At 40.5% G+C, this 16648-nt stretch carries 16 protein-coding genes; 9 read left to right on the top strand and 7 right to left on the bottom strand.

The window, feature by feature from the left end:
• The first annotated feature begins 10 nt into the window (after nt 1–10).
• A complete protein-coding gene (locus tag ACFO5T_RS09515; protein ID WP_380033887.1) occupies nt 11–763 on the top strand; it encodes an enoyl-CoA hydratase/isomerase family protein in 753 nt (250 codons plus the stop codon).
• Nucleotides 764–781: 18 nt separating this feature from the next.
• On the opposite strand, the gene ACFO5T_RS09520 is transcribed toward ACFO5T_RS09515, so the two are convergent.
• Nucleotides 782–1072, bottom strand: a complete 291-nt coding sequence (locus ACFO5T_RS09520) for a hypothetical protein (protein WP_380033889.1) — start codon at nt 1070–1072, stop codon at nt 782–784.
• 91 nt (nt 1073–1163) lie between these two features.
• Between ACFO5T_RS09520 and ACFO5T_RS09525 the strand changes: the two genes are divergently transcribed.
• A complete protein-coding gene (locus ACFO5T_RS09525; RefSeq protein WP_380033891.1) occupies nt 1164–1763 on the top strand; it encodes an acyltransferase in 600 nt (199 codons plus the stop codon).
• On the opposite strand, the gene ACFO5T_RS09530 is transcribed toward ACFO5T_RS09525, so the two are convergent.
• Nucleotides 1760–2230: an Lrp/AsnC family transcriptional regulator gene (locus ACFO5T_RS09530; RefSeq protein WP_038599266.1), complete on the bottom strand. Its 471-nt coding sequence runs from the start codon at nt 2228–2230 to the stop codon at nt 1760–1762. The two genes, ACFO5T_RS09525 and ACFO5T_RS09530, sit on opposite strands and share 4 nt — an antisense overlap.
• A gap of 165 nt (nt 2231–2395) precedes the next feature.
• Here ACFO5T_RS09530 and ACFO5T_RS09535 point away from each other — a divergent pair, with 165 nt between their 5' ends.
• From ACFO5T_RS09535 to ACFO5T_RS09545, 3 genes are read left to right on the top strand one after another with little or no spacing between them, the layout of a single operon-like run.
• Nucleotides 2396–3691, top strand: coding sequence for a dihydrolipoamide acetyltransferase family protein (locus tag ACFO5T_RS09535; protein ID WP_380033893.1), 1296 nt, complete (start codon nt 2396–2398; stop codon nt 3689–3691).
• A 49-nt stretch (nt 3692–3740) separates the two neighbouring features.
• Nucleotides 3741–4787 (top strand): branched-chain amino acid aminotransferase, encoded by a 1047-nt coding sequence (locus ACFO5T_RS09540; protein ID WP_380033895.1) that lies wholly within the window; start codon nt 3741–3743, stop codon nt 4785–4787.
• 35 nt (nt 4788–4822) lie between these two features.
• A complete protein-coding gene (locus tag ACFO5T_RS09545; RefSeq protein ID WP_380033897.1) occupies nt 4823–6904 on the top strand; it encodes an alpha-ketoacid dehydrogenase subunit alpha/beta in 2082 nt (693 codons plus the stop codon).
• A 71-nt stretch (nt 6905–6975) separates the two neighbouring features.
• On the opposite strand, the gene ACFO5T_RS09550 is transcribed toward ACFO5T_RS09545, so the two are convergent.
• The 3 genes from ACFO5T_RS09550 to ACFO5T_RS09560 all read right to left on the bottom strand — a co-directional run bounded on the left by ACFO5T_RS09550 (nt 6976) and on the right by ACFO5T_RS09560 (nt 9828).
• Complete coding sequence (locus tag ACFO5T_RS09550; protein ID WP_380033899.1) at nt 6976–7542, bottom strand: DUF4136 domain-containing protein; 567 nt, start codon at nt 7540–7542, stop codon at nt 6976–6978.
• Between the two features lie 11 nt (nt 7543–7553).
• A complete protein-coding gene (locus tag ACFO5T_RS09555) occupies nt 7554–9539 on the bottom strand; it encodes a urocanate hydratase (RefSeq protein WP_380033901.1) in 1986 nt (661 codons plus the stop codon).
• 115 nt (nt 9540–9654) lie between these two features.
• Nucleotides 9655–9828, bottom strand: coding sequence for a DUF5522 domain-containing protein (locus ACFO5T_RS09560; RefSeq protein ID WP_298353301.1), 174 nt, complete (start codon nt 9826–9828; stop codon nt 9655–9657).
• 117 nt (nt 9829–9945) lie between these two features.
• On the opposite strand from ACFO5T_RS09560, the gene ACFO5T_RS09565 reads away from it, so the two are divergent.
• The 4 genes from ACFO5T_RS09565 to hemL are packed head-to-tail and all read left to right on the top strand — an operon-like array spanning nt 9946 to nt 13366.
• The gene (locus ACFO5T_RS09565; protein ID WP_375252238.1) at nt 9946–10272 is read left to right on the top strand and encodes a hypothetical protein; all 327 of its coding nucleotides are present in this window, start codon (nt 9946–9948) and stop codon (nt 10270–10272) included.
• A 4-nt stretch (nt 10273–10276) separates the two neighbouring features.
• Nucleotides 10277–11185 carry a 1-aminocyclopropane-1-carboxylate deaminase/D-cysteine desulfhydrase gene (locus tag ACFO5T_RS09570; protein WP_380033904.1) on the top strand — a complete coding sequence of 303 codons (909 nt, stop codon included), beginning with the start codon at nt 10277–10279 and terminating at the stop codon, nt 11183–11185.
• A gap of 4 nt (nt 11186–11189) precedes the next feature.
• Nucleotides 11190–12023: a glucosaminidase domain-containing protein gene (locus ACFO5T_RS09575; RefSeq protein WP_380033906.1), complete on the top strand. Its 834-nt coding sequence runs from the start codon at nt 11190–11192 to the stop codon at nt 12021–12023.
• A gap of 56 nt (nt 12024–12079) precedes the next feature.
• On the top strand, nt 12080–13366 hold the full coding sequence (gene hemL / locus ACFO5T_RS09580; RefSeq protein WP_380033908.1) for a glutamate-1-semialdehyde 2,1-aminomutase: 1287 nt from the start codon (nt 12080–12082) through the stop codon (nt 13364–13366).
• A 76-nt stretch (nt 13367–13442) separates the two neighbouring features.
• Here the strand turns inward: hemL and ACFO5T_RS09585 are convergent, their stop codons facing one another.
• On the bottom strand, nt 13443–13883 hold the full coding sequence (locus tag ACFO5T_RS09585) for a hypothetical protein (RefSeq protein WP_375252234.1): 441 nt from the start codon (nt 13881–13883) through the stop codon (nt 13443–13445).
• 241 nt (nt 13884–14124) lie between these two features.
• Entirely contained in the window at nt 14125–16602 is a 2478-nt protein-coding gene (locus tag ACFO5T_RS09590) for a zinc-dependent metalloprotease (RefSeq protein WP_380033910.1), read from the bottom strand.
• Between the last annotated feature and the right edge of the window lie 46 nt (nt 16603–16648).

Genomic DNA, 16648 nt, shown 5'->3' on the forward strand with positions numbered 1-16648 from the left:
ATTTTACAATATGAGTGATCCACACGTAAAAGAACATATAGAAAACGGAATTTCAACCATTGAGTTTTTTCACCCAGCGCATAATAGTTTGCCAGGTGATATACTTGCAAAACTAGCCTTGACTATACAAGAAGCTGGTGAGAATGATGCCGTAAAAGTAATTGTACTTAAATCTGGAGGTGACCGTACTTTTTGTGCAGGAGCAAGTTTTAAGGAGCTTATAAGTATTAATGATAAAGAGACTGGACGTGTGTTTTTCTCAGGCTTTGCAAATGTGATTAATGCAATGCGTAAGTGTCCTAAGTTTATTATAGGGCGCGTGCAAGGTAAAACTGTAGGTGGCGGTGTAGGTGTTGCCAGTGCAACAGACTACTGTATGGCAAGCAAATTTGCCAGTATAAAACTGAGCGAACTAAACATAGGGATAGGTCCTTTTGTGGTAGGTCCAGCTGTAGAGCGTAAATTAGGGCTTACAGGGATGTCTCAAATCGCTATCGATGCAAATACATTTTATGATGCAGAGTGGGCAAGGCAAAAAGGGTTATATGCACACGTTTATGATAGTACAGAAGAGCTAGATGCTGCAGTACAAGCCACTGCCGAAAATCTTTGCAAGTATAACCCAGAGGCAATGCGTGAGATGAAAAAGATGATGTGGGCTGGTACAGAGCACTGGGATGAGCTACTTGCAGAGCGTGCAGCTATTTCAGGAAAGCTTGTGTTATCAGATTTTACAAAAGAGACCCTCAAGCGCTTTAAATAAGTGCTTGAGAGCTTTTTTTTAATCTATGCGCTCTATACTGTGTATAGGAATCAATGTACCTTTTTTAAGTATAACATCCCTCTGAGTAACACCCCAAATTGTAGTGTGTACTCTTATAAGACGGTTTAAAGAATCTCTAAAATAAATTGAGACTTTGTTTTTAAAGAGGTTTCCCAGTCGCATTGCTCGTATGAGCGCAAGTGACCTTCTACGTTTATCAGTTTCGTTGTTAATTACCTCGTCTTCTGCAAATTGGTGTAAATGTAGTCGTTCTTTTGTAGTGTTGTATATTTCTGTATCTCCTTTCATAATCCTTCTCTTTTTATATACGTCGTATATTTATAATAAAACTAACAAGTTCTAGTGAGTACCATTCACACTTTAAAACAACTTTAGCATAATGATATATTCTTTTAACAGACATATACCGGTAGTTCACGAGAGTAGTTTTGTACATCCGCTGGCGGCGGTTACTGGTAATGTCATTATTGGTAAAAATTGCTACATAGGCCCAGGTGCCGCAATACGTGGTGATTGGGGTGAGATCATTCTTGAAGATGGTGTAAACGTACAAGAAAACTGTACTGTACATATGTTTCCAGGTAAGAGTATACGCTTTCGCGAAAGCGCACATATAGGTCACGGAGCCGTTATACACGGAGCAAACTTAGGGCGTAACTGCTTGATAGGGATGAATAGCGTGATTATGGATGATGCTGTTATAGGTGATGAATGTATAGTAGGTGCAATGGCATTTGTAAAAGCCGAAAGTGTTTTTGAACCTCGCCAGCTCATCGTAGGAAATCCTGCAAAGGTTATTAAGGAGGTTACAGATCAAATGATAGCTTGGAAAACTGCAGGAACAAGGTTATACCAGCAGTTACCTGCAGACTGTCACGGGAGTTTAAGAGAGGTGGAGCCTTTACGAGAGATACCCCTAGACAGACCAGAGCAAGAAGATTTTTATAAAACGCTGCAAGATTTTAGAAAAGAAAACTAAAACAAGGAACTCAAGTCTAGCCTATTAGTTTCCTTACTACTTGATAGTACAATGTGACTTTGTAAATTACCTATGTATGGGAGCAGGGTAAGCTTTGTGATGATAAAGCGCTCATAGGCTTCTATATCTTCAACCACAAGTTTGAGCAGGTAGTCGAAGCCTCCACTCACACGGTGACACTCTATTACTTCTGGAAAGCTGTTTATCTCATTTACAAATTTCTCTAGGTAGCTACGGGTGTGTCCTTGCAGCGATATAGCGATAAAGACAGTTTGTTTAAGCCCGACTTTTTTTGCATTTATACGAGCAGAGTACCCATCTATTAATCCTTCTTTTTCTAACTTTTTGATACGTTCAAAAATGGGCGTTGTAGACTTACCTAGCTTTTCTGCCAGGGCTTTTACCGTTTGGTTAGAATCCTCTTGTAGTAATATGAGTAATTGCTGGTCTGTAGCATCTAGTCGCATAATAAATCACTTTATTTAGACTGTAAAGATGAGCTATTTAGAATAAAAAAACAATTAATAAGGTAATATAGTGGTTTATTCTATTGTGAAAGTATAAAGTAGATTTTATAAATAAAATTAGCTTATTCTGTAGTAATTTGTATGGATATAGAAATACCTATACTTATGAGCGCAACATCTTTATTAATGCCCAAAATGGGAGAGTCTATCACTGAGGGAACCATCATAAACTGGCTTGTTACCGAGGGTGAATCTTTTGAAGAAGGTGATATCCTTGTAGAGATTGCTACAGATAAAGTAGATAACGAGGTGCCTGCTACCAGTGCAGGTGTGATGCAAAAGCACCTTTATGATGCAAATGCCGTTGTTGCTGTAGGCGAGCCTATCGCAACCTATCTAGCACAAGGAGGAGATGCAGAAAAAGCTATCAACCCTTCAGAAAAGAAAGAAGCGCAGCCTACTAAAGCGCAAACACCAAAAAAACAACCTAAACAAAAAGTAGCACCAGCTACAAGAGCAATTGTCTCAAACGAGAATGTTTTTGTGAGTCCGCTTATAGATAGTATTGCGCGCAAGCATCATATATCTTATGAAGAAATCGCTAGAATACCTGGTACAGGAACTAAAGGCAGATTAAGAAAGAAAGATATAATGCAATATATAGATGATGGTAGACCATTTCAATTTGCACAGCCAGTAGCTCAACCAGATCCAGATGCTTATAAAATACCAAATCTTAAACTCGATAAGGGTAAAGGTAAAATAGTAGAGATGGATCGTATGCGCCAGATGATTGCAGATCATATGGTCTACAGTAAGCATACCAGCCCGCACGTAACCGCATATGTAGAGGCAGACTTAACAGAGATGGTACAATGGCGTAATGATAATAAGGTTGCCTTTCAAGAAAAACACGGTGAGCGTCTTACGTTTACACCTCTTTTTGTAGAAGCCGTTGCAAAAGCCGTCGAAGAGTTCCCAATGATAAACGTATCTGTAGATGGTAAAAATATCATTGTCAAAGAAGATATAAATATAGGGATGGCAACTGCGTTACCCTCTGGAAACTTAATTGTACCAGTAGTAAAAAATGCAAATCAAAAAAACCTTGTAGAAATTGCAGCAGAGGTAAACAGACTTTCGTCACTAGCTAGAGAAAACAAACTAGGAGGTGATGATGTAAAGGGAAGCACCTTTACGATAAGTAACGTAGGGACCTTTGGGAGTGTGATGGGAACACCTATTATAAACCAGCCAGAGGCGGCGATTCTTGCCACAGGGATTATTAAGAAAAGAGCCGAGGTAATGGAACGCCCAGAAGGTGACACCATAGAGATACGCCAGATGATGTACTTGTCTTTAAGTTTTGACCACCGTATAGTAGATGGTTATCTGGGCGGGAGCTTCTTGCGTAAAATAGCAGACCATCTCGAGCAGTTTGATACCACTAGAGCATTATAAAAACCAACCACCACGCCACTGCATAACGCAGTGGTAAACACCTATTGCTATGAAAATAGAAGTCACAAAAACAACAAATTCTAAACTAGCGAGTATAGATTTTGATAACATCCCACTAGGAAGAACCTTTACAGACCATATGTTTATCTGTGATTATGAAGATGGTAAGTGGCAAAACCCCCGTGTAGACCCTTTAGCAATGATACCTACACACCCAGCGGCAATGGCGCTTCACTATGGTCAAGCAATTTTTGAAGGGATGAAGAGTACGCTTTCGCGAAAGCGTGAACCCCTACTTTTTAGACCATATGAAAATGCTGCCCGTCTTAACGCGAGTGCAGAGCGTATGGGGATGCCGGCATTTCCAGAAGATCTTTTTGTAGACGGTTTAAAAGCGCTAGTTAGTATGGAGCAAGACTGGATTCCGCCGGTAGATGGTAGTGCATTATACTTAAGACCATTTATGTATGCAGATGAACCTTTTATAGGGATGCGTGCAGCCACTAGTTATAAGTTTATCATCATAGGCTCACCAGCAGGACCATTTTTTACAAAGCCTGTAAAGCTTTGGGCAGAAAAACATTATATACGTGCTGCTAGTGGAGGAACTGGAGAGGCAAAAGCCGCAGGAAATTATGCTGCCGCCATACGCCCAACAGAGATTGCAAAGTCTAAAGGATATGATCAAGTACTATGGCTAGATGCACAAGAGCACGCCTATATACAAGAGGTAGGTACAATGAACATTTTCTTTAAAGTAGATGGCAACTTTATAACGCCTACGCTAGACGGGTCTGTGCTGCACGGTATCACTCGTAAAAGTGTGATAGATGTTTTAAAGCACAAAGGCTATACGGTTACAGAGCGTAAAATATCGATACAAGAAATAAAAGAAGCTGCAGCACAAGGAACGCTTGAAGAAGCTTTTGGTACAGGTACTGCAGTAGGTATTGCTCATATACAAGAAATAGGTTGGGGTGATGATGTAATACCTGTTTCTACAGAATTCCCTGTAGGTAAGGCGGTAAATGATATGCTTAACGATATCAAAACCGGGGGCGAAGACCCTTTTAACTGGATGACACCGGTACTTTAATAATAGTTTACTACAGCACATTAATACATTGTAATATGAATAAAGAGGTATTAAAAAAAGCATTTCATAACGTAAGTACAGCAAAAGCACTCACAGAGTTATATGAAGAAAATTTTAAGGTGGTATCAAAGTATGTACACGCTACAAGCCGTGGTCACGAGGTGATACAAACCGCTATAGGGATGCAGTTGCAACCACAAGATTATGCTTTTCCTTACTACAGAGATGATAGTATGCTTCTTGCCATAGGGATGAAGCCTTATGAGTTAATGTTACAAGTGCTAGCAAAGAAGGATGATCCATTTTCGGCGGGGCGTACGTATTACTCTCACCCAAGTTTACGAGATGATGATAAGCCTAAAATACCGCACCAGAGTAGTGCTACAGGTATGCAAGCCATACCTGCAACGGGTGTTGCAATGGGTTTTTATTATAAAGAAGGACTTTCTGAAAAACTGTCGGCTGCGCTCAATGAGACAGAAAGTGCAGTTTCCAGCACAGAAGCCCCTTTTGTAGTTTGCTCACTAGGAGATGCATCTGTGACTGAGGGTGAAATAGCCGAAGCCTTCCAGATGGCAGCGCTCAAGCAGTTGCCTATCTTATATTTAGTGCAAGATAACGGCTGGGACATCTCTGCAAATGCTGCCGAGACCCGTGCTCAAAATGCATTTGAGTACGCACAAGGTTTTCACGGTCTTGAGGCAGTAACCATAGACGGGACAGATTTTGAAGAAAGTTACACGACGCTCGAGAAGGTCATTAAGACCATCAGGACAGAGCGTAGACCATTTTTAGTACACGCAAAAGTTCCCCTGCTTAATCACCATACCTCTGGTGTGCGTATGGAGTGGTACAGAGATGATCTTGAAGAGGCACAAAGCCGCGACCCGTATCCAAAAATGATTGAGCTACTACTCAATAATGGATTTGATAAAAAAGAGATTGAGGAGATGACCGCTTTCGCGAAAGCGGAAGTCCAAAAAGATTTTGACAAAGCACAACAAGCCGAAGATCCAGTTCCAGCAGATTTATTTACACACGACTTTGCTCCCATACCTATCACCGAAGAGCGTGGCGAGCGCTCACCAAAGGATGGAGAAAAGGTAGTGATGGTAGACTGTGCATTGTTTGCCGTAGAAGAGCTTATGCGTAAACATCCAGAATGCTTGATGTATGGTCAAGATGTAGGAGGTAGACTGGGAGGCGTTTTTAGAGAAGCGGCGACACTTGCTCAAAAATTTGGTGATAACCGTGTTTTTAATACTCCTATACAAGAAGCTTTTATCGTAGGGTCTACAGTAGGGATGAGCGCCGTAGGGCTCAAGCCTATAGTAGAAGTTCAATTTGCAGATTATATATGGCCGGGCCTCAATCAACTATTTACAGAGGTGTCTCGATCGTGTTACTTGAGTAATGGTAAATGGCCAGTCTCAATGATTTTGAGAGTACCTATAGGAGCTTATGGTTCTGGAGGGCCGTATCACTCATCTTCTGTTGAAAGTGTGGTGACTAACATACGCGGTCTTAAAATTGCATATCCTTCTAATGGAGCAGACCTTAAGGGACTTCTTAAGGCGGCTTATTATGATCCTAACCCAGTTGTGATTTTTGAGCACAAGGGGCTATATTGGTCTAAGGTAAAAGGAACGCAAGGCGCTACATCTGTAATGCCAGATGAAGATTATGTACTTCCTTTTGGGAAAGCAAATGTGCTGCAAGAAATCTGGAAGCAAGAAGATGAAGAAACAATTTCTATCATCACTTACGGTATGGGTGTGCACTGGGCTATGAATGCTAGTGCAGAATTAGGATTACAAGATAGCGTTGAGGTGGTAGATTTAAGAACACTACATCCACTAGATTATGAGACGGTATTTAAGTCTGTAAAGAAATGTGGCAAGTGTCTTGTTATAACAGAAGAGCCTTCTAATAATGGCTTTAGCAGAGGGTTGCAAGGAAGTATACAAGAAGAATGTTTTCAATATCTAGATGCGCCAGTAATGCTCATAGGATCTGAAAATATGCCAGCAATACCGCTCAATAGTGTGTTAGAACAAACGATGATACCTAGTACTGAGAAGGTAAAGAAAAAGATAGAAGAGTTAATTGCATACTAGTATGGCTAGCTTAAGTAATAAAAAAAGCACCCAGATGAGTGCTTTTTTTATTGTTACTATTAAAGTATGGATTAGTTACCTGCAACTTGTGGAGGGTATACTTCCATAATTTCTTGTACGATAAGGTTAATGCGCTCCTCACGTTTGTTTACATCTCCAGATACGAGTGGCGCTGTACCTTGCCCTTGCCATATAAGTTGTTTCTTATTTGCATCTATAAGGTCTATGTATAATGTTCCTTGTGTAGATCTTGAGACGGTATTGTTGTAAAAGCCATTATTCCATCCCCAAGGGCCACCCCAAAAGCCGCCTCCCCAGCCCCAACCACCGTTGAAACCAAAGTTGTTTTGATATACATCCACACGCTCTTTTGCTTTTGTAAATATGCTTACAAGCACAGCTGGGTTGCTAGATTTTGTAAAACCTTTTGCGAGCATTTGTGCCTCTACGGCGCGTAGCACACGTTTTTTATCAAGGTCAGATATCTCTGCTTTATCTATACCTGGCTTGTAGAAGGCAAATGTTTTGTAATCACTAAAGTTTGTGTCTTTGTCGTAGTCTGATGCTACGCGCACAGTGCTACAAGAAGCGAGTAATAATACGGCTCCTAGTAAGGGTAAAAGTCTTAATGCTTTCATAGTAGTTTTTTTTAAATGTTATTAAATAAATCTTCTTCTACAATATTTGGTATGGTGACCTTAAGATTTGGTTCGATTTCCATTGCTCTTTTTATGGCAAAAACAGCACCTTCATTACGAGCCCAACTTCTTCTTGCAATTCCGTTGTTTACATCCCAGAAAAGCATTGATTGTAAGCGTCTTTCGGCTTCCTTACTACCATCAATTACCATACCAAAACCACCATTTACAACTTCGCCCCAGCCTACACCACCACCATTGTGAATACTCACCCAGGTAGCTCCTCTAAAACTATCACCTATTACATTGTGAATTGCCATATCTGCCGTAAAGCGACTGCCGTCATAAATATTACTCGTCTCGCGGTACGGAGAGTCTGTACCAGATACATCGTGATGATCACGACCTAATATAACTAATCCTATCTCGTTGCGAGCAATAGCATCGTTAAAGGCTTGTGCAATTTTTGAACGTCCCTCTGCATCTGCATAGAGTATACGTGCTTGTGAGCCTACTACGAGCGTGTTTTGTTGTGCACCTTGTATCCAGGTGATGTTATCTTGTAATTGCTGTTGTATTTCTGCTGGAGCATTTACTGCTAGTTCTTCCAAGACAGCGCAAGCAATCGCATCAGTTTTTGCAAGGTCTTCTTCCTTTCCAGAAGCGCAAACCCACCTAAAGGGTCCAAAACCGTAATCAAAACACATAGGTCCCATTATGTCTTGTACATAGCTGGGGTATTTAAAGTCAATGCCATTTTCGGCGAGTACATCTGCTCCTGCACGGCTGGATTCTAGTAGAAAAGCATTTCCGTAATCAAAAAAGTAGGTGCCCTTTGCGGTGTGTGCATTTACTGCTGCGGCGTGACGACAGAGGGTGGTTTTTACGCTTTCGCGAAAGCGCTCTACATCATTTGCCATCATATCATTTGCCTCCTCAACAGTGTATCCCATAGGGTAGTAACCACCAGCCCAAGGATTATGTAAAGAAGTCTGATCGCTACCTATATCAATCTTTATATTGTGCTCATTAAAGGCCTCCCATACTTCTACCACATTACCGTGATATGCGATGGAGATCGTCTCCTTATCAAGTTGTGCCTGCTGTACACGGGTAACGAGAGCTGTTGTGTTATCAATTATTTCATCTACCCATCCTTGTGAGTGCCTTGTGTGTACCGCTTTTTTATTTACTTCTGCACATATGGTGATACAGCCTGCAATATTACCAGCCTTAGGTTGTGCCCCAGACATACCGCCTAGTCCAGAAGTGACAAAAATCCCTCCCTTGGGTGATTTGCCTATTTTTCTAAAAGCGTTAAGAACGGTAATTGTGGTGCCGTGTACAATGCCTTGAGGGCCTATGTACATATAACTACCAGCCGTCATCTGGCCGTACTGGGTGACGCCTAGGGCGTTGTATTTTTCCCAGTCGTCTGGCTTACTATAGTTAGGAATCATCATTCCGTTTGTGACAACTACTCTAGGTGCTTCTTTGTGAGATGGGAACAAGCCCATAGGGTGACCAGAGTACATAACCAGCGTTTGCTCATCTGTCATCTGAGCGAGATATTGCATCGTGAGGCGATACTGAGCCCAGTTTGAAAAAACTGCTCCATTACCACCATAAGTGATAAGCTCTAGCGGGTGCTGTGCCACAGCGTGATCTAGATTGTTCTGAATCATAAGCATAATAGCTGCCGCTTGCTTAGATTTAGCCGGATAGGCGTCTATAGGTCTCGCATATATTTTATATTCTGGCTCAAAGCGATACATATAAATGCGGCCATACGTTTCTAGCTCATTTTTAAATTCAGGTAATAGTGTTGCGTGATGCTGGGGTTCAAAATAGCGCAGGGCGTTTTGAAGTGCGAGTTTCTCTTCACTAGGAGAGAGTATCTTTTTTCTTTTTGGGGCGTGGTTTATAGCCGGGTCATATTCCTTTTGTGCAGGAAGTACTGCAGGAATCCCTTCAAGTATTTGTTGTTGAAATGTCATAAGTAATGATATTAAGTAAGTACTAGTTTAAAAACTCTTACTCACACACTATGGATAACGTATATCTACTCTATGGTAGCTTCTATAGACACACTTACGATATAAGAGTAGCAGTCTATCCATTTTGAGTATTTGTCTTTTTACTATAGCCATAAGGGCAATGACGGCAGCCACTCTCACAACAGTATCCTCTTTTGAGATGATACTGTTCTGTAAAACATCTATAGCCTTCTGGCGTTAAGTAATAGTCGCCGTCTTCTATAGGGATATGTTTTTTTAAGTAAGACATATACAAAGATAAGGATACGGCACAAACTTTGAATACTGCTTAACCTGTTAACAATGCGGTAGATAAATATATGGCTGGCGATGTTTTTTAAAAAAGATATTAAAGTACTTTTGACCTATGTTTTTTGTTGTAAATAAATACTTGTTGCGCAGGCGCTTTGTGGGAGTTACACTCTGGCCATTTATTGTGATGCGCACACCAGATCTTAAAAAGGATGAGGTATTTATTAATCACGAAAAAATACACATAAGACAGCAAGCCGAGATGCTGGTGATTCCTTTCTTTATATGGTATGCAATAGAGTACCTTTATAGGCTTGTACAGTATAGAGATAATTATGTGGCATATCTTAATATAAGTTTTGAGCGAGAGGCTTATGCTCGTGAGTGTGAAATTAATTATCTTAGAGAACGCCCGTTCTGGAGCTTTATAGCTTATTTATAAACTTGTGAATTTTACTTCAAAAAATCAATTTGTCTTTGAGCAAAATGGCTGTACGCTTTTCATAAAGCGTGAGGACGAGTTACATCCCACCGTTTCCGGTAATAAGTTTAGAAAGCTTAAGTATAACCTACTTCAAGCCAGAGCACTTGGTCACGATACATTACTCACCTTTGGTGGTGCATACTCAAATCATATTGCTGCTACTGCGGCGGCGGGTAAACTAGAAGGTTTTAAAACCGTAGGGGTTATAAGAGGCGAGGAGTTGGGCCGTGATCTTAAAAAAACACTAGCTCAAAACCCTACGCTAGCATTTGCTCACTCTTGTGGGATGGAATTTCATTTTGTTACTAGGGCTGAGTATAAGGAGAAGGATGAATTACGCTTTCGCGAAAGCGTAAAAAAAACCTTTAATAACCCATTTATTATACCCGAAGGAGGTACAAATGCGCTTGCAATAAAAGGATGTGAAGAGATTCTAACTACAGAGGATAGTCAGTTTGATTATATAAGTTGCCCTATAGGAACGGCGGGTACGATATCCGGTATCATAAATAGTGCTGGTAAACATCAAAAGGTGCTGGGCTTTCCCGCCCTAAAAGGAGATTGGGTACGTGATGAGGTAGCACAATATGTGGATAGTGAGCAATGGGAAATCATAGCCGACTATCATTGTGGAGGATATGCAAAAGTAAATAGGGAGTTAATCACTTTTATAAATGACTTTAAGGATGCATATGGCATTCCGCTTGATCCGGTGTATACGGGTAAGATGCTTTTTGGGCTTTCAGACTTGATGAATCGTGGGTATTTCCCAGAGAATTCTCGTATTTTAGCCATTCATACGGGAGGTTTACAGGGCATCTCGGGTATGAATACTCGACTTGCAAAAAAGGGACTCCCACTCATACAATAGATTTATGTTAAAAAGATTAACTGTACTTCTGGTAATAGCAATAATTACAGTAGGTTGCGGTGGTTCAAAAAAGGTGACACGCAGCACAAAACGCACAAAAAAAATTCGCACGGTTGAGAGGACTAACTCAGAGCTAGATGTAGAAGAAGCTGCCACACCAGATGATAATCTTGATAATGGTGTAAATCCTGTTCCAAAGGGTGGTGTAGACGGTTATATAGAACAATATGCTGCCATTGCAAAAGAAGAGATGGAGCTTTACGGCATCCCGGCATCTATTACGCTAGCACAAGGAATTCTAGAATCTGGTGCAGGAAAAGGGGAGCTTGTAAAAAAAGCAAATAACCACTTTGGTATAAAATGCCACGACTGGAAAGGTCAAAAAGTATATCACGATGATGATACACAAGGCGAGTGTTTTAGAAAATATAGTTTACCAAAATTCTCATATAGAGATCACTCTTTATTCTTAACTGGCCGCAAGCGATATACGGACCTCTTTAAACTACCAAAAGACGATTATAAAGGCTGGGCAAAAGGACTACGTAGAGCAGGGTATGCAACAGATAAGAAATATCCTCAAAAGTTAATAAGTCTTATAGAGCGTTATAAGTTATATACGTACGACGGCGAGGTGCTAGGTAAGCCTGTAGAAGACTATAGGAAAGTAACAGATAATAATAACCAGCACACTGTAAGAAAGGGTGAAACGCTGTATCGTCTAGCAAAAAAATATGACGTAACTGTAGACCAACTTAAAGAATGGAATGGTATCGATGGCGATAATATCTTTGAAGGGCAGGTGTTATACATCAAGCCGTTTGATAGAGGGTATTAATTTTTTAGTAAGGCATAAAGGAAAAAAGCACTCTAGCAGAGTGAAATATATAGCATATGATTTATAAGAGAAGTAGTGAGTTATTTGTAGCGGCTCAAAAAGTAATACCAGGTGGAGTAAACAGCCCAGTAAGAGCTTTTAAATCTGTAGGTGGTGATCCTATTTTTGTAAAAGAAGCAAAAGGAGCTTATTTATATGATGAGGATGGTCGCAAGCTTATAGACTATATCGCATCGTGGGGGCCTATGATATTAGGTCACGCACATAAGCCTGTGGTAGATGCCGTAGTGCAAAAAGCTCAAAAAGGAACCTCTTTTGGAATGCCTACAGAGATAGAGACAAAAATAGCAGAGCTTGCTGTCTCAATGGTACCCGGTATAGATAAAATACGTTTTGTAAATAGTGGTACAGAGGCTTGTATGAGTGCGGTACGACTTGCGAGAGGTTTTTCTGGAAGAGAGAAAATTATAAAATTTGCAGGTTGTTACCACGGTCACTCTGACTCATTTTTAATACAAGCCGGGAGTGGTGCAGTGACTTTTGGCTCTCCTAATAGTCCGGGAGTAACTACCGGTACGGCAAAAGATACTTTACTAGCAGACTATAACAATCTTGAGCAAGTAAAAGCCCTTTTTGCAGCAAACCCTGGAGAGATTGCAGCCATTATCCTAGAGCCTGTTGCAGGTAATATGGGGTGCATACTCCCAGCCGAAGGTTTCTTACAAGGACTTCGTGAGCTGTGTGATGAAAATGGTGCTCTGCTTATATTTGATGAGGTTATGACCGGCTTCCGCCTTGCAAAGGGAGGCGTTCAAGAACTTATGGATGTACAAGCAGATATTGTAACCTTTGGAAAAGTAATAGGAGGTGGTCTACCTGTAGGAGCATTTGCAGCTCGAGCAGAGATTATGAGTCACCTCGCACCAGAAGGTCCCGTTTACCAGGCTGGTACACTTAGTGGCAACCCGCTAGCGATGGCTGCAGGTCTTGCTATGCTTACAGAACTTAATGAGAACCCAGAAGTATTTACAAGCCTTAAAGACAAGACCGAGTATCTACATAAAGGTATAGAACAGGCACTTACAGAAAGCGGTGTAATATTTACAATAAATAGACTAGGGTCTATGATCTCTGTGCACTTTGCAAAAGAAGCTGTGGTAGATTTTAAAACAGCGGCAGCTGGAGATAATGATACTTTTAAAAAATTCTTTCACGGTTTACTCGCAGAGGGTATTTATATAGCGCCTAGTGCTTATGAGAGCTGGTTTTTAAACGATGCACTGTCTTATCAAGATCTAGATGATACAATTGCTGCTGTAGCAAAGGTGAGTAAAACCTTATAAGTTTACATATAAAAGAAAACGGCATCCTAACTAAAGGATGCCGTTCTCAAACCAAATTAATCAATCAATAAAAACATTATTTACCACGCTGGCCTCTACCACGTTTGCCACCGCGTCTTCCTTCACCTTTGCGCTTTGCGCTCATCTTCTTAAACTGCTTAAATTGGTCTTCAGATAAGATACTTTGCATCTCTTGTTGCATAGCTATTTGTTTATCTAGACGTTCATTTGTCTTAGCAAATTTTTGCTCTTTTGTAAGCTCAGGTTTTTCTGTTTGAGCTTTGCGAGCTTCCATTGCTTGCTTGCGGTCTTTTGCTTGTGCAAGCAGTACATTGTACACTTTTTTAGACTGGTTATCGTTTAGAGCAAGTGCTAGGGTCATTTTCTTAGTTTTAAGCGTAGCCATTTGTTCTACAGTAAGGTCTTTTCCTCTTCTGTCTTCTCCGCCTCTTGGTCCTCTTTGTGCAGACATTGATATAGTAGCTAGTACTAAAAATGCCATTATTAACTTTTTCATATTCTTTATTTTTTTAATTACTGAACACTTATATGACTGTGTAAAATGCACAAAGTTTAATCCATTTTTATTTTTAGGATTTATTTGTGATTTGTTACGCTTTCGCGAAAGCGTATATATCCTCAGTAATTTATGAACTCTAGAGTAGTCTGGTAACGAGAATTTTTTACATAAAAAAAAGCCGACTGTCAATGACAGCCGGCTTATATGGGAAGGGGAAATCTTAGGGGTAAATTATCCCTTATTTGGGGTCAAGTATTAAATTGATACGCTCTACAAGATCTTCTGTGTGAATACGACTCATACGATCACGTAGTCTGCTGTTTTGTAAATCACGTTTAAGGTCTTTAAGCTCTGCACGTACTACGGCTCTAATGTCACTCTGGCTTACATCAATAGAAGTTCTAGTGCTAAAACGGCTAGAAGCTCCTTGCTCATTAGTCATTAAATATTCCAGACGCTCTACATATGCACGCTGTAGGTTACGACGGTAGATGTCTATGGTACTTCTTGTCCTTAACTCACTAAAGAGGCCCTCGCGAGTATCTTCCATCATATCCATAAAGGTATATGCACTGTTGCCATTAAGAGTTTCGTTCTCTAGCATACGTCCCATTCTTCCAAAATCTAGAAGGTTGTTAAGCGTTCTAGTCTGGAAACGTCTTATACGTTCTACACTACCTGCATTTTCTATTTTATCAAAAATGTTTGTGTCTAGTAACCACTCTGGCGTCTCAAAAAGGTTTTCTTGTAAGAAGGTAAGTGCTTCTTTTTGTTTCTCTTTAGGTACGTGTGTGTATACAGCCCCATCTTGATCATAGGTTTTATACATCTCATACACACCACCTACATTTGCGGCAACGTGCCCCATATAGCGGTTATACTGAGAGAGTACTTGACCATACATTTTATCTAGCTCATCATAGTTTTGGCCCTCTTCTGCAGTCCAAGTGATAAGGTTAGGTACAATACGTTTAAGGTTTGCAATACCGTAAGCACTAGCTTTCATAGCATCATCACCTAGATCTTCTGTTTGAGAGCTAGGGTCTATAACGCCTCTTTGCTGTCTCCCAAAACGGTACATAGGGTCTCCAGCGTGCTCAAGTATCCAGCTGTCTAGGGTTTTCTTTTCGTCTTCGGCACTTTTTGCCTCAAGTATAGGACGGTATCCCCACTTAATAGCATACTTGTCATAAATACCTATGTTAGGCATCAAGGCTACATCACCGTCACCTGGTTGTGCGATATAGTTAAAACGAGCATAATCCATAATAGAAGGTGCTGTTCCATACTTTTTTGTAAACTCAGGATCACGTAAATCGTCTACAGCATATGCTACACTACTTCCCATATTGTGAGGAAGACCAAGAGTGTGACCTACCTCGTGAGAACTCACAAAACGAATTAATCGTCCCATAATCTCATCTTTAAACTCGTTAGATCTTGCTTCTGGATTAATCGCTGCTGTCTGTACAAAGTACCAGTTATGTAATAAGGTCATAACATTATGGTACCAGTTTATATCACTTTCTAAAATTTCTCCAGATCTGGGATCACTCACGTGAGGTCCATTTGCATTAGGAATAGGAGACGCAAGGTAGCGCACTACACTATAACGTACATCTTCTGGGCTCCAGTCTGGATCTTCTTCTACAGAAGGAGGATCTGCCGCGATTATAGCATTTTTAAATCCAGCAGCTTCAAAAGCTACTTGCCAGTCTTCTATACCTTGTTTGATATATGGCACCCATTTTTTTGGTGTTGCTCTATCTATATAATAAACGATTTGCTTTTTAGGCTCAACAAGCTCGCCTCTTTTAAAGGCTGCCATATCTTCGTCCTTAACTTCTAATCTCCATCTGTCTAAGTAACGTATGGTTTTACTTTTTTGTAAATCTAGACCGTAATCTGTTTGGCCGCGTCCAAACCACCCTACACGCTCATCAAACATACGGCGTTGCATAGGTACTTCTGGTAATAAAATCATAGAGTTACTCATCATAAGTGAGAGTGTACCCGTAGCATTATTAGACGGTAATGCGCTACCGCTGTATGTTTTTACGGTACGTACTTCTATGTTTTGCGGGTAACTTCTTATTGTATCTATGTAAGAGCGCTTTGCATCTAGTTTAGACACTTTAAGACTTTTGCGACGTCTCTGTGGTAAACCTAGCGGTTTAACATCTGTTTCAAATAAAGGGCTCGCGTCTATCACAATATTCTTATTGCCAGAAACTGAGTCCTTCTTATATGCCTTTACATCAAAAGCATACAGAACTGGCTCAAAATTACTATTCTTTACAGCCTCAGAAATAGGAAGTGAGTCTGCGGCATAAATTTGATGTGACACCACACGTAGTAATACCTTTTTATCTTTTACTTCCCAGCGTAGTACAGAGGTGTTTTGTTTTCCTCCCCCAAAGCCAAGTCCTGTGGCAGTCTTTGCAATACGAGTGACCATAAGCATCTCGCGACCCATCAATGTGTCTGGAATCTCATAAAAGTACTTGCCGTCTAGTTTATGTACGGTAAAGAGACCTTCGTCTGTTTTTGCTTCTTTTGTGATTACTTTGCCATAAGGTTTTATGGCCTCTTTCTTGTCTTTTTTTGCAGATTTTGAGGCACTTGCCTTACTGGCAACTTTAGATTGTGATGCGCCACAACTCGCAATTGTAATAGCTAGTAGTGTAGCAATTACGTAGGATAATTTTCTATTCATTCAATTGGATGTTTTACAAGGCTAAAAGGTACTGCCCAGATCCCGC

This window comes from Dokdonia genika (assembly GCF_042652845.1).
In the GTDB taxonomy this organism is placed as follows: Bacteria; Bacteroidota; Bacteroidia; order Flavobacteriales; family Flavobacteriaceae; genus Dokdonia; species Dokdonia donghaensis.

Excerpts from the sequence above, each read along its gene's own strand:
- ACFO5T_RS09530 (WP_038599266.1), bottom strand. The coding sequence starts at position 2,230 with ATGCGACTAGATGCTACAGACCAGCAATTACTCATATTACTACAAGAG.
- ACFO5T_RS09545 (WP_380033897.1), top strand. The coding sequence starts at position 4,823 with ATGAATAAAGAGGTATTAAAAAAAGCATTTCATAACGTAAGTACAGCA.
- hemL (WP_380033908.1), top strand. The coding sequence starts at position 12,080 with ATGATTTATAAGAGAAGTAGTGAGTTATTTGTAGCGGCTCAAAAAGTA.
- ACFO5T_RS09555 (WP_380033901.1), bottom strand. The coding sequence starts at position 9,539 with ATGACATTTCAACAACAAATACTTGAAGGGATTCCTGCAGTACTTCCT.
- ACFO5T_RS09590 (WP_380033910.1), bottom strand. The coding sequence starts at position 16,602 with ATGAATAGAAAATTATCCTACGTAATTGCTACACTACTAGCTATTACA.
- ACFO5T_RS09525 (WP_380033891.1), top strand. The coding sequence starts at position 1,164 with ATGATATATTCTTTTAACAGACATATACCGGTAGTTCACGAGAGTAGT.
- ACFO5T_RS09585 (WP_375252234.1), bottom strand. The coding sequence starts at position 13,883 with ATGAAAAAGTTAATAATGGCATTTTTAGTACTAGCTACTATATCAATG.
- ACFO5T_RS09540 (WP_380033895.1), top strand. The coding sequence starts at position 3,741 with ATGAAAATAGAAGTCACAAAAACAACAAATTCTAAACTAGCGAGTATA.
- ACFO5T_RS09560 (WP_298353301.1), bottom strand. The coding sequence starts at position 9,828 with ATGTCTTACTTAAAAAAACATATCCCTATAGAAGACGGCGACTATTAC.
- ACFO5T_RS09535 (WP_380033893.1), top strand. The coding sequence starts at position 2,396 with ATGAGCGCAACATCTTTATTAATGCCCAAAATGGGAGAGTCTATCACT.
- ACFO5T_RS09515 (WP_380033887.1), top strand. The coding sequence starts at position 11 with ATGAGTGATCCACACGTAAAAGAACATATAGAAAACGGAATTTCAACC.
- ACFO5T_RS09550 (WP_380033899.1), bottom strand. The coding sequence starts at position 7,542 with ATGAAAGCATTAAGACTTTTACCCTTACTAGGAGCCGTATTATTACTC.
- ACFO5T_RS09520 (WP_380033889.1), bottom strand. The coding sequence starts at position 1,072 with ATGAAAGGAGATACAGAAATATACAACACTACAAAAGAACGACTACAT.
- ACFO5T_RS09565 (WP_375252238.1), top strand. The coding sequence starts at position 9,946 with ATGTTTTTTGTTGTAAATAAATACTTGTTGCGCAGGCGCTTTGTGGGA.
- ACFO5T_RS09575 (WP_380033906.1), top strand. The coding sequence starts at position 11,190 with ATGTTAAAAAGATTAACTGTACTTCTGGTAATAGCAATAATTACAGTA.